12 protein-coding genes are annotated in these 12,304 nt (G+C 50.7%); all 12 read left to right on the forward strand.

All coding sequences use genetic code 11. The features are described 5' to 3' along the window. The first annotated feature begins 83 nt into the window (after nucleotides 1-83). From MHI48_RS02800 to MHI48_RS02855, 12 genes are read left to right on the forward strand one after another with little or no spacing between them, the layout of a single operon-like run. On the forward strand, nucleotides 84-1,094 hold the full coding sequence (locus MHI48_RS02800; RefSeq protein ID WP_051449819.1) for a 3-oxoacyl-[acyl-carrier-protein] synthase III C-terminal domain-containing protein: 1,011 nt from the start codon (nucleotides 84-86) through the stop codon (nucleotides 1,092-1,094). After that, entirely contained in the window at nucleotides 1,033-2,421 is a 1,389-nt protein-coding gene (locus tag MHI48_RS02805; RefSeq protein WP_405142937.1) for an ATP-grasp domain-containing protein, read from the forward strand. The genes MHI48_RS02800 and MHI48_RS02805 overlap by 62 nt, the downstream gene beginning before the upstream one ends. Beyond that, on the forward strand, nucleotides 2,422-3,708 hold the full coding sequence (gene lysA / locus MHI48_RS02810) for a diaminopimelate decarboxylase (RefSeq protein ID WP_036672146.1): 1,287 nt from the start codon (nucleotides 2,422-2,424) through the stop codon (nucleotides 3,706-3,708). It abuts the gene before it with no gap. A gap of 18 nt (nucleotides 3,709-3,726) precedes the next feature. Next, nucleotides 3,727-3,987 (forward strand): acyl carrier protein, encoded by a 261-nt coding sequence (locus tag MHI48_RS02815; RefSeq protein WP_036672144.1) that lies wholly within the window; start codon nucleotides 3,727-3,729, stop codon nucleotides 3,985-3,987. 26 nt (nucleotides 3,988-4,013) lie between these two features. Continuing rightward, a complete protein-coding gene (locus MHI48_RS02820) occupies nucleotides 4,014-4,865 on the forward strand; it encodes a hypothetical protein (protein WP_338707663.1) in 852 nt (283 codons plus the stop codon). 20 nt (nucleotides 4,866-4,885) lie between these two features. Continuing rightward, nucleotides 4,886-5,842: a 3-oxoacyl-[acyl-carrier-protein] synthase III C-terminal domain-containing protein gene (locus MHI48_RS02825; protein ID WP_339196788.1), complete on the forward strand. Its 957-nt coding sequence runs from the start codon at nucleotides 4,886-4,888 to the stop codon at nucleotides 5,840-5,842. Between the two features lie 15 nt (nucleotides 5,843-5,857). Then, the gene (locus tag MHI48_RS02830; protein ID WP_036672138.1) at nucleotides 5,858-6,580 is read left to right on the forward strand and encodes a hypothetical protein; all 723 of its coding nucleotides are present in this window, start codon (nucleotides 5,858-5,860) and stop codon (nucleotides 6,578-6,580) included. After that, nucleotides 6,580-7,737, forward strand: a complete 1,158-nt coding sequence (locus MHI48_RS02835) for an acyl-CoA dehydrogenase family protein (protein WP_051449817.1) — start codon at nucleotides 6,580-6,582, stop codon at nucleotides 7,735-7,737. Before MHI48_RS02830 ends, MHI48_RS02835 begins: the two co-directional genes overlap by 1 nt. Continuing rightward, the gene (locus MHI48_RS02840) at nucleotides 7,730-8,698 is read left to right on the forward strand and encodes a hypothetical protein (protein ID WP_036672135.1); all 969 of its coding nucleotides are present in this window, start codon (nucleotides 7,730-7,732) and stop codon (nucleotides 8,696-8,698) included. The genes MHI48_RS02835 and MHI48_RS02840 overlap by 8 nt, the downstream gene beginning before the upstream one ends. 18 nt (nucleotides 8,699-8,716) lie before the next feature. Then, nucleotides 8,717-10,105 carry an MATE family efflux transporter gene (locus MHI48_RS02845; RefSeq protein ID WP_405142940.1) on the forward strand — a complete coding sequence of 463 codons (1,389 nt, stop codon included), beginning with the start codon at nucleotides 8,717-8,719 and terminating at the stop codon, nucleotides 10,103-10,105. Between the two features lie 27 nt (nucleotides 10,106-10,132). Then, complete coding sequence (locus MHI48_RS02850; RefSeq protein ID WP_405142942.1) at nucleotides 10,133-11,314, forward strand: arginase family protein; 1,182 nt, start codon at nucleotides 10,133-10,135, stop codon at nucleotides 11,312-11,314. A 2-nt stretch (nucleotides 11,315-11,316) separates the two neighbouring features. Continuing rightward, nucleotides 11,317-12,294 carry a hypothetical protein gene (locus tag MHI48_RS02855; protein ID WP_211084218.1) on the forward strand — a complete coding sequence of 326 codons (978 nt, stop codon included), beginning with the start codon at nucleotides 11,317-11,319 and terminating at the stop codon, nucleotides 12,292-12,294. Nucleotides 12,295-12,304: the final 10 nt, after the last annotated feature.

Here is a 12,304-nt window from a genome sequence, read left to right on the forward strand (position 1 = left end):
GATGGGAGCTTCTGCGGAAGCTCTTTATCTCCCTATATTTCAGTGAGATTCGTACGTTAGTGATAACGAGGTGTCTGAAGCCGATGCATATCAAGCAAATATGGTCTTACATTCCGGAGCACATTGTGCCGATCAGGGAACTGAACGAGGTGCTGGGACTCAATAATGCCCAGACGAAGGTACTGGAAAAAATTCATGGTTTGAAACAGGTTCGGCAAGACAGGGATGGAGATCTGGCTTCGTTGCTTGGGCGCGTATTAACCCAGGTGGTAAATAACCCGGAGATCGCTCCTAACTCGATTAAGTATATCATTTATTGCCACACAATTCAGGAAAATTTCCCCTTTCCTATGAAAGTTTTGCAAGCCCTGAAAAGGGCTTACGGGTTGCAGCATGCCATCGCGTTTTCGCTTACGCAGCAGAACTGTGCATCGGGTTTAATTGCCCTGAATGTTGCCGAGACATTGCTGCCTTCATTGGAAGCGGATGATCATATTTTAATTTTGACAGGTGAAAAAACCTTTAGTCCCGTTGTGCAATTGATCCCCAATACCACCGTGATGGGAGAGGCATCAGCCGCCGTGCTGGTGGGTAACAAGGGTAACGGAAGTCGTGTCGTTGGACTGACGAGTGTTACCCTGGGCCAATTCTGTAATGTACTAACGGGAACCCCGCAGATTCTCAGGGAGTTTCAGGAAATCTACACGCCTCGGTTATGTGAAGCCATTGTTGCAGCCGTGGAGCAGGCGGGTCTGGCGCTGCAGGATATTCGATACATCGTCCCACACAATGTGAATCTATCCTCGTGGAAGAAGGTGGCTATCCGTTTATCCTATCCCCTTGAACGCATATATACGTCCAACGTACAGGAGATCGGACATTGCTTCTGTTCGGACCCATTTATTAATCTGCAAGCCATTCTAGAGCAGAAGTTGTTGCAACCAGAGGAGTATTATCTGCTTGTTACGGTCGGACTTGGGGTTACATTCAGCGTAGCAGTGATGCAGTATGCAGGAATAGGAGGGGATGGCCTTGACCACCGTATTGACGGATTTTTCGAGCAAGCTCAAGTGGGCGTTAACGGGCCAGCATGACGTTACTTTTATCTATCTGAACAATTTTGAGGTGGAGGAGTACTGGAGTGAAACGGGTATTCTCAAGCTGCCCTCATTAAGCATAGGCTCGGCTGCGGACGTTGTTAATCGGATGGAGGAACTGGGTGTTTTCCTCGCCGGAGAGAACGATATTATCCTGCTCAAGGGGCCGCCGAATCAGGGATTCATGGCAGATGCACAGGCGCTTGGGTTTGGTCGCTCCCGATGCATAACGGTGGAGCACAATGATCCGGCACTGAACATTACCGCGAATCTTCTGAATTGTCCAAGGACAATGGACAAGCTGAGAGAGCTGTCACAGGCTGCTGGAACGAATGTTTATCTGGTTCCCTTTGGAACCTCGGATCAGGAAGAGGAATTCTCCCGACGAACCGGCATTCCGCTGGCTGTTCCATCTTCAGATATCTTCCGCAGGGTGAATGACAAGGGGTATTCCCGCCGTCTCAACGCGGAGCTGGGTATTCGCCAAATTCCAGGCGTTGAATGCACGTCTTTGGATGAACTGGTGTCTGGTTTCGATCAGCTAAAGGCCGTTCTAGAGCAGGGTGGACGCCTTGTGCTGAAGGATTCCATGGGTGTATCAGGCAAGGGAATTACCGTCATCACCGATGAAGCCAGGTTTCACAAATGCATGAGCATGCTGGAGAAACAGGCTAGCAAAAAAGGAATTCGACAAATCAACTACGTGCTTGAACAATGGATTGATAAAATCTGTGACCTGAATTACCAGATTCTCATCGATCGATCCGGTGGAGTCGAGTTTCTTGGCGTAAAGGAATCGTTGGTAGAGCAAGGCGTACATCAAGGGCATCTCATGCCTTCGCGGCTCAACGATGTTCAACTTGAGGTTATTCGTGAAGCGGCCATGCGAATTGGAGCAGCTCTGTATCGAGATGGATACTACGGCATTGCCGGCATGGACGCCATTCTGGACGAGGACGGTACAATCTGGCCCAATCTTGAGATAAATGCCAGGTTTAATATGTCTACCTATCAGACCAACATTCAGTATCAATGGCTGCCCGAAGATCAATGTGGATTGGCGAAAAAATATACGCTCCGGCTCAATCACCTGCTGGAATACGGAGTACTTCGTTCCCGGTTGGGTACGTTGATGTTCGAACCGGAACGCGGCGAAGGATTATTGATTAATAATTTTGCCACAGTCAATGCGGCATTCAGAAGTGAGGGGACCTTGTTCTCCGGACGTCTGTATGGCGTGATTATTGCGTCCTCCCCTGAACGGCTGGGAGTGATCGACGAAGCGATAGAAGCCGTCCTATCTTCCGTTAATGAGGTGATGTGAGTGTCTAAGGAATATCAGATTCAGCAGTTGCCTGTTTCGGACATCGCCGAGAGATTCGGGACCCCGCTGTATGTATATGACGGGGATGTGTTGCAGCAGGTGTATCAGGAGCTTAGGGGATTGCTTACGCCTCAAGTGGAGCTGTTCTATTCATTGAAGGCCAATCCCAATATTTCGATCGTACACATGCTCCGGGAGATGGGAGCACAGGCAGAGGTATGTTCCCTGGCCGAATTGCATACGGCTGTACAGGCTGGAGTAGCAGCAGAAAGCATTATTTTCCTTGGACCCGGAAAAAGCGATGACGAGATTACGGCATGCATACGTCTGGGCATATATGCGATCGTGTGTGAATCGTTCCAGGAGCTGGAGCGCATAGAGATCATCGCTGCAAGTGAGGGGCGAATCGTGCCGGTGGCGCTGCGAGTGAATCCATCCTTTTCTGTTAAAGGCTCCAGGCTGACCATGGGTGGCAAACCACGTCAGTTTGGTATGGATGAACAAAGTGTGCTCCAGGGGAAAGAACAGTTCGAGAGCTTCTCCCATGTGGAGATCATGGGACTTCACGTGTACATGGGAACCCGCATGTTGGATGTAGAGCCGATCGTTCAGAATACCCGCCATATTCTGGAATTGGCTGATCGAATCGAGAACGAGCTGGATATCACGCTGCGTATGGTCGATGTAGGCGGGGGATTGGGCGTGCCCTACCATGAAGGTGAGCAGTTCCTATCCATAGCCGCACTGACAGAACAGTTGAATCCAATGTTCGAATCGTTTCGGCATAGTCATACCAACACCCGGCTGTTCATGGAGCTTGGGCGATATCTGGTAGGCACCTGCGGTATGTTGGTCAGTCGAGCTCTATACGTCAAGCAATCGTATGGAGAGCACTTCGTCGTAACCGATGGTGGAACGAACTGCCATATGGCGGCGGTGGGCACAGGTTCTTACGTGAAGCGTAATTTTCCGATTGCCTCCCTGACGCGTTATGGGGAGTCCCCTGTAGCCGAATACAATATTACGGGTCCCTTATGTACGCCGAATGATGTTGTTGGGAAACGGGTATTGCTTCCTCCTGTTGAACGGGGCGATCTAATCGGTGTTTTTCATTCGGGGGCCTACGGACCAACGGCTTCTCCCACACACTTTTTGAGTCATGGAAGTCCGGCGGAAGTGCTGATTGTCGCTGGGGAGGCTCACTTGATCCGTGAGCGGGATACTCCGCAGGATCTACTGTCCAAGCAACGCTTGATTAAAATATCCCATACGGCAATAACCAATTGATGAGGAGAGATGATGATCATGACAACTGCAGTATTGCTTGAAGAGATCAAAGGTGCCCTTGCTGAAGTGTTGAATACGGAAGCCAGGGAGGATATTCAATTAAGCACATCTTTATTTGACGAGCTGTACCTGGATTCGACCTCGGTTCTGGAACTACTGATGACGCTGGAAGACCGGATTGAAGGTCTGGAGATTGACCCGGATGATCTGGAGCCCGATGTATTTGATACGGTAGGCTCCCTGGCTGCTTATATTGAGAAGCAGCTCATTGCGGCCTGATGGCTTCGCCTGTTGCCATACGGGAGATGGGAGTCAGGTTGTTCTCGGAGAAGAAGCCTCCGTTCGAACATCCGGAACTGCTGCGATTTCATCAAGATATGCTTGCAGGTACTCAGATCAAGTACGACGTTCAACTTTTGCAGGGGCGTAACAACAATGCCTATCACGAGATGAGTGTGGAACTGCTGGAAGAGACGGGACTTGATCGGGTCATGCAGGATGTGGATGTGTTGCTGCTGGCATACAATTTTCCGAATACCCGCCCGGATATATCAATTGTGAATTATTTGATGGATCGTTATCAGGCCCGTTTTATCAGTTTTGCTGTAAATGATCTTGGTTTTGGTGCTCCTTTTGCGGCGCTCCACATGCTTCAGCATTATCTGGGCAGAGAAGGTTACATGAAAGGCATGCTGCTGGTCATGGATCAGACGGCTCTCCCCTATGAAACGATGGAACTTGTTTCGCCGCCTGGACCGGACACGGCCGCAGCCATATACCTTGATCGGATGACAGGCGTAGGACCTTCCCTGCTTGGTGTAGAGATGCGACATGCCGAGCATTCCGTAGCCGATACTGCGGAGATGGTACTTGATCGATTATGTGTCAGGGCATCCATTCACCGGAATCAGATTAACCTGCTCATCCATCCTGATCTGGAGCAGCTGTGCAATCAGGCTGCTTGGTACAGGGAGTGTGGATCGAAGAGTTATTATGATCCATCGCGCTGGAGTGCAGCGCCATTCTTCGCATTACAGGAGTTACTGGAAGAGAAGGACGGGGGCGAGTACATATGTCTTATGCATCTGGAGCAGACGGATTCGTTTGTTCACGCCTTGCTGATCCGAACTTGTGAATGGAGTATGAATGGACACTAATCGCAGAAGGAGGGAGAACATTGGGGTTCGGTATTGTGGATATTGGCGTCTATTTGCCTGAACAGATTCAGCAGCCGGAAGAGGTGCTGGCTGCCCTGGAGCTTGGAAAAGGCGAGCTTCAGTTTCTGCGCAAGTACCACCGCCTGGAAGGTGTGCCTGTAACGGAACCGGGCCAGATGCTTGACGATACGATCGCACAGGCTGTGGAACGGCTCCAGACCAGACCTGCCCTTTCCGGAATCGACCTTGTTCTCTATGTCCATTCCTTTCAGGTGCAGACACCGAGCGATTACAGGCTTGTGCAGCGTGTCCTTCAGCGCTTCGGGCTTGAACATGTACCGTTCTATGGCATATCCCAAATGAACTGTGCATCGTCGATAGCCGCTCTTCAATGGCTTGAGCGAATCTCGCAAACGCAGCCTCACATTCGGAATGTGTTGTTGATCTGTGCGGATCAATTCAATTTTTTGCCTCCCGAATGGCGCTATCTGCGCAAATCGGCCATTCTGGGTGATTCTGCCGTAGCTGTTCTATTGAGCAGAGAGAGCTGTCAGCATGTCGTTCAGGCGGCGCATGTGCTGCGAGATACCCGGTTCCATACTGGTTATCATGCAACCGCCGATGAGATCTCGGCATTTAACCGATTGTATGTGGACCATATCATTCAAGGGATGGAAGAGCTGCTGTCAACGCAAGGCCTGAGTTTCGAAGATGTGAATCATATTTTTCCCCATAATGTGAACTGGACTACCTGGAAGGAATTCTCGCGACGTACGGGAGTTGGACTTGAACGGATATATCTGGATAACATTCAGCGAATCGGACATACCTTTTCCACCGACCCGTTCATTAACCTGAGTTCGGGATTGGAGCAGGACTGGGTGTGTAGGAAGGGACGCTCCATCATGGTCAGTATCGGGCTCGGCAGTTTTTTTGGTTTTGCACTGGTGGAGCATGGAGGATGCGAAGAAGAATGAACAGGAGGAATGACAATGCACGTTATTGAATTCCAGGGCCCAGATGCTAAGCCCGTCGGATCAAAGGCAGCAGGCAACCCCGTAGCTCCGATATCGGAAATGTTGGAGGCAAAAACCTTACTGGTGAACAATCGTCCAGTGCTTTTGGCAACAGGTCCCTACGTGCTCGCAACCGCTCATCTCATGGAACAAGATGCTTTACTTTGGCATGAACAATCAGCAGGGCTGTATCGTTGGAACCAACTACATGCCGTTCATGTGCAGGATCGGATGCTTGAGCCCTCTGGACTACTGTTATGCCGGGTACAGCCGAACGAGGGCGAGAAGGCAGAGACATCAGGCGAGAAAGTGACCTCGAATGAGCTGAGAACACGCCTGCTTGAGTTCCGCGTAGAGCTGTGCAAGGCTGGATTGGAGCAGGTTCGCAGGCATTTGTCGGTGCGAATATCGGGCGGGCAATCCACGTTTCAGCACCAGCTCGTGAAAGGCATGGTCGCTGACATCCTGACAACGCTCTACATGGCGGAAACGTTGCCTGAAGACCGCTTCCTCTCAGCAAATCCAGGTCTTCCATCGGTCCGGGTTCATGCGTGGATACATCAGGAATTGGACGAAGCTTTCAGACAGATTCAACGTCTTGGCGGCGGTTTCGGTTTTTTGAGACATGGCGTATCTGCATATACATATGCAGGCCAACTGGTGAAAAACATGCTGTTGCCAGCTAAGGAGGAATATTGATGATTACTCCATCAACAATTGCGATATTCGAGCATGTGATGAAGCAGTATGCTGTGGAGCTTCGTCAGATCGGCCAGACGATTGACCGGGAGCCAGACCGACTCACCGATTTTTTGCACACGTCTGCCCTGCAGGCCATCAATCATATGATGATTCCCCCGGAGTATGGCGGCCAGCCAATTGTAACCATAGGTCAGGATCGATATTATGGACTCTCTTCGCTGGAAAGAGTCATTACGATCGAGCAGTTGTCCGCAGGAGATGCGGGCGTTTTTCTGGGAGGACCTGGGCCTTCCATGTCCAGCATCGTCATGATTGACTTGGGCGATGAGGAACAGAAGGAGCGCTTTTATAGCCACTTTCTGAAAGGTCCGGCCTGGGCTGTTTTTGCCTTGTCAGAGCCGGAGAAGGGTTCAGATGCAACCGAGATCAGCACGCGGATTACGCGACATCCGGATGGGGGAATGGAGCTAACCGGACATAAATTCTACATTGGGAACGGACACCGGGCGAGTATTGGACTGGTATTTGCCCAGACCAATCGTACGCCTCTGGGCATTCAGGTCGCTATAGTTGATCCTTCTCTGCCGGGTTTCACAGCAACCCCGCTGGACACGATGGGGCTTCGCGGTCTGCAACTCAGCCATCTGCAATTCGAGGCTTTCCCACTGGAAGAGAAAGATATTCTGGGTCGTCATTTAAGCCCAACCAAGCGTGGACTGTGGGGAGCACTGCGTACATTCCACCGGATGCGCCCTAGTGTGGCGGCATTGGCGCTTGGTGTTGCACAGGCTGCTTATGATTATGTTGTGGAGCACAGAACGATCTTCACAGAACGTGAAAAGACAGAATTGGAGCGATTGGAGATGCGTCTGCATGCGCTACGCAGCATGATTCGGAATGCAGCAGTAGAGATTGACCATGATGCGAATAAGGGATATCTGGCTTCCCTCAGTAAAATACGGGCTGCGTCAGTTGCCGAGGAAGCGACGGAATGGGCACTGGAGATGATGGGGCCAGGTTCCATGCTGGAGCATCCTCTGTTGAACAAATGGTATCGCGATGCAAGGGCCTTTGAGTTCATGGAAGGCACAACGTCCATTCAGAAGATTAGCGTTTTTCAGGCGTATGCCAACGGGAAGATGCAGCATGTCTGATTCACTTCATGGTGATATTGGCGCACCAATCTATGTGGATCATATTTGCTGGCTTACTGCGGAGGATCATCTGTACACGCTGGATTGGCCAACACCGGATGATTATGTTTACGTATCGCCGCACATATACATGGAGGATCACTACTATGGTCGCGTGGGAACGCTGACTCGCTCCCTTATGGCAGACGGGAGACGGGTGACAGCCGGTGATCTTGCGCTTATGGTGCTGGAGCAGTTGGGTACAAAGCCGCATTGGGATTGGTTGATCCTAGCCCAAACCTGTCCAGAACGTCATGCGCTGAATGCTCCACTTGCCCGAATGCTTGAAACGGCGCCGTGGCGAGTTGATCATCCACTTGGTATTACCCATATGGGTGCGCTCGCAGGCACCGAGGCCATTCAGGTTGCTCTTTGGAGCATGCTTCCTAACGAACGGACTGCGATTGTTCTGGTGGAGCAGCGAATTCTCCATGATGATGGACAGATTGCATATGGTCAACCATCTGAACCTAAGGGTGATTTGGGCGACATGGCGGTGGCGCTTGAGGTAGGCCTTGGTCAAGGAGCGTTGCAGATACACTATGCGGGAAAACGGATCATTAGATCGGATGATGCCACGGCTTTTTCATCCGAGGCACTCGGCATGATCCGCGAATGGATGGATAGCCATGGAGCCGTGCATGTCATTCTTCAGTCGAGACTGGGATTACGTCTCAATGGCAGTGCTGTTTTGCATATTTCCCCTTCTAAGACCATCTGCGTACCACGAACCGATTATCAGAGCGGTGATGTATGGATACAGCTGGCAGATAAGCTAGAGCGGGGGATCATCAGGCCGGATGATCGGGTCATGCTCGTCTCATGGGATGACGATCGGATGATATCGGCTTGTTGCGTGCATGTGATACGTCTGCCGATCCTCAGCAGGCTTACAATGAATCAAGAAATCAAGACTTCATGAATTGTGGAGGTGAACCCCATGCAGGGGATCGATTATACGGCCGGCTCGATCCATCGTTTGTTATTCCGTACGGCCGTTCCGATGCTGCTCGCTTCTCTGGTTAACGTGATTACACAACTGGCCAATGTATTCTTCTTGGGTCATACGAGTCAAAGTGTATTATATGTGCTCTCATTGTATATTCCTGTCTCATTCGTCATGATTGCCATCATCGAAGCGATGCAGCTGTCTGTTCAGGTCGCGGTGGCGCGCAGTCGTGCCGGGGGCTCACGTGCATTTACCCAGCTGTTCGTGCACATGATGGGCAGTGCAATGCTGCTTGCCATTCTGACCGGGGGCATTGTGATGTTACTGACCCCTGTGCTCTCATGGTTTTACCGTGTGCCTGCCGACATTGGGCCCATGTTTACGCTGTACGTAGGGGGCATGATGGCAGTGAGCATCCCGGCTGTCCTGGCGGCGGTGACCAGTGCGGCGTTACGAGGACTGGGCCGGGCACAGGCAGCTTCGTGGAACGCGGTTGGGATGGCGATGCTAAACATTGCTCTTGTGTATACATTTGTGTCGGTCTTCGGGTTGGATCTGAAGGGCATCATCTATGCCAACCTGATCACTTCCGTCTTGTCCTTGGCCATCTCCCTGCTGATTCTGTTCATTCGTCGGGAAATGATCTTTGAACGCTTTGCTTTTGCCCAAAAACATCTGATGGCCCTCAGGCATGTCGGTATTCCTGTGTTCATCTCGTACTGCATGATTTTTCTGAGTACATTTTTTTTCAATAAAATTGTCAGTCACTTTGGCGAAGGGGCGGTTGCTGGCTTTGGCGTTGGTTATCGAATTCAGACGATGGCGATTCTGCCGGGTATCGTGATTGGATCCGCCATCGGCATTATCATCAATCATAATTTGCAGTCACCACACCGGCCAAGGGCCTATGCAAGCTATCGCCAAGGTCTGCTGCAATCCTTTGCTCTATACGTAATCATTGCCGTTGCCGTCTGGATCTGGCGAGATCCGCTTATCGCATTCCTAATCGAAGACGCGGCAACCCGAGCAGAAGCAGCACGGTATCTGTCCATCGTAGCTCTTTCCTATATTGGCATGGGTCCCATGATGACAACCCTGCTGACGATGGAACAGAGCGGGCGCGGATATCAGGCCATAATCCTGAATGCGGTATATTTTCTGATTATTATCGCACTTGGCTGGGGATTGACTCGGGCCTTCAATGAGGTTACTTACTTCTATGCGGTGATTGCTGGCATGAATGTGGTCGGCATGTCGTCGTTCTTGCTACCTTTCATGCGAATGCTGAAGCGGGAATATGTGGAGTCGTCTGCGGATAAGGACATCAGTACAGAAGGTGAAGCGACGTTGCCGAATAAGAGCTATTCCACACAGACTTGACTCTAACTACGTACAGGAGGTTTTTGCATGAAAACATCAGAACCTGCTTATCTGGTACGTCGCATTGCAGATGCGTGGATCGCTGCGGATGAAACGTTCAGCCAGTTTTATGAGCTGGAACCTGCGAAAGAGCTGGAGCCACAACGCCCCCCGGATCTGCCGGGGGTGGAACCTGCGGAAGCGCCTTTTTTTTTGTATGAGCCTCTCATCGGTCATGGGGCTCCTCAACTGGGGATCTTGGGTATCCCTCATTCTGGTGGGACAAGCATGTTAAACTCCTCCGTTGCCGGACTTGCGCATGCGTTACGCGTAGAATCGTGGAAAAAGGTCATCTATCCATCGTTACAAGAGTCCGGGAATTCAAGCTTGTACGATATTGGAAGTGGGAGACGATTGCTTGAGAGCGTAGCCATGCAGGATTGGGGTACTTGTCTTATGAATGAAGCGGAGGCGGATACAGCTGTTCCTTATCAAAAGGGGCTTGCGGCCGCACTGGATCATGCGCTGGATCAACAGGCACTATTGTGCTGTATTGGCGGAGACCATTCTATTACGCATGCTGTGCTTCAGATGATGGCAAAGGCCACGGGCAGTCGAAGGGTGCTGGTACAGTTCGATGCCCATCATGATTGCGGTATCGATGCCATTCATCAGGAGCATCCCAGTCACTCCAATTTTGTAAGACATCTGCTAGAGCAGGGTACGGTTGCTGCTGTTGTACAGATCGGCCTGCGTGGTCTTCGCTCAGCAGATCAGATGTACAGCCATTCTGGCTTGATTCAGATATCGGCAGAGCATATGACACCCGAGAGGGTGAGCCATGTTCTGAACGAGGTAAGGCAGAAGTACGATGTCGACTCGGCTTATTTAACTTTTGACTTGGATTCCCTTGATCCGGGTAGCTTCCCCTTTGTTGATTTTCCAATTGCTGCAGGGCCGACGTGGCAGAACATTCGAGACTGCGTTACTGCAGCACTGGAAGTACCGATAGCTTATCAAGGGATGGATATGGTAGAGGGACAGGGTGTGCAATCAGATCGGCACATTCCCGGACAATATGAGCTGGCGCTTCGGATGTTGGCCTATATGGTGGATGGCATCGACCGGAATCGTCGGCGGTTTAAAAATTCTTCCAGTATTAGAGTAGCCAGAGAAGAGATGCTGTCGGGAGCGGGAGTATCCATGAATCAGGGTATACAGGAGGTGTAAGGATGAAGGATTTTCGTACATTATATACGTTACATCGGGAACAGGTCAGGGAGGAGCTGTATCGGGAAAAGACAGACGGAATTCGACTGGGATTCTTCTATGCGCTAATGAATATTGTTAAGGAACTTTCGCCTCTTCAATTGGAAACGTCACCGGAGTTGATCTGGATGGATTACCTAGCTTTTTTGCGGACGGTTGATGAACACAAAAAAAACCCTTACTCCTTTATGGATTGGGATGAAGTCGAGGGGCTTGAACATTTGCAAGCGACTTTGCAGGAAGGTGGGGCTTTGTTGACCTGGCATTATGGATTCGTCAGGCATAATATGATCACCATCGGACAGGAGATTCGCGCAGGCCACATGAAGTCCGGATTACCCTTCTATCTGGTGGCTGAGCAGGGCACCGTAGAGCAAGAACAGAAGCTGTCGTCCTGGAATACCCTACGGCAGTTTGCAGGTGCTGATCTGTTGAATGCCGAGGATGAGATGATTGGCATACGATTGTATTCTCATTTGCGGAAGGGAGGTTCATTCAACCTTTTCGTAGATGGTCAGACCGGGTTCAACGCGGATAATCGCGCAGTGGAGCTTCCTTTCCTGAGTTCACGCATCCGGACGAGGAGCGGTATTTTTCGTATTTTAGCCAAGACACGCAAGCCTGTATGCCCCTATTTCATGACATTGACTGAAGATTTTCGTTCCAAAATTGTTTTCTTGCCGCCTTTCATTTTAGAAGGGGATATTCAAGAATCAGCAGGACGTGTATATGAGCCGTTTCGCAATCAACTGCTGAAGCAGCCTGCATTATGGAGATTCTGGGACCGTCACCATCAGCAAGTGATTCACTGGAAAGAGGATGAGACTAATCTTCATTCAGCGGAAGCTGAGAGTCAGGTGGACTGGTTCTCCAAGCCGCTGGAGGGATTCGGTCAGCTTGGACTGAACACCGCGAGTGGCATGATCTACAATTTGGGTTAACCGTCAGATA

This window comes from Paenibacillus sp. FSL H7-0942 (assembly GCF_045040715.1).
GTDB classification, from domain to species: domain Bacteria; phylum Bacillota; class Bacilli; order Paenibacillales; family Paenibacillaceae; genus Paenibacillus; species Paenibacillus amylolyticus.

Coding starts and splice junctions, on each gene's coding strand:
- MHI48_RS02800 (WP_051449819.1), top strand. CDS start 84: ATGCATATCAAGCAAATATGGTCTTACATTCCGGAGCACATTGTGCCG.
- MHI48_RS02815 (WP_036672144.1), top strand. CDS start 3,727: ATGACAACTGCAGTATTGCTTGAAGAGATCAAAGGTGCCCTTGCTGAA.
- MHI48_RS02820 (WP_338707663.1), top strand. CDS start 4,014: ATGGGAGTCAGGTTGTTCTCGGAGAAGAAGCCTCCGTTCGAACATCCG.
- MHI48_RS02830 (WP_036672138.1), top strand. CDS start 5,858: ATGCACGTTATTGAATTCCAGGGCCCAGATGCTAAGCCCGTCGGATCA.
- MHI48_RS02835 (WP_051449817.1), top strand. CDS start 6,580: ATGATTACTCCATCAACAATTGCGATATTCGAGCATGTGATGAAGCAG.
- MHI48_RS02840 (WP_036672135.1), top strand. CDS start 7,730: ATGTCTGATTCACTTCATGGTGATATTGGCGCACCAATCTATGTGGAT.
- MHI48_RS02845 (WP_405142940.1), top strand. CDS start 8,717: ATGCAGGGGATCGATTATACGGCCGGCTCGATCCATCGTTTGTTATTC.
- MHI48_RS02850 (WP_405142942.1), top strand. CDS start 10,133: ATGAAAACATCAGAACCTGCTTATCTGGTACGTCGCATTGCAGATGCG.
- MHI48_RS02855 (WP_211084218.1), top strand. CDS start 11,317: ATGAAGGATTTTCGTACATTATATACGTTACATCGGGAACAGGTCAGG.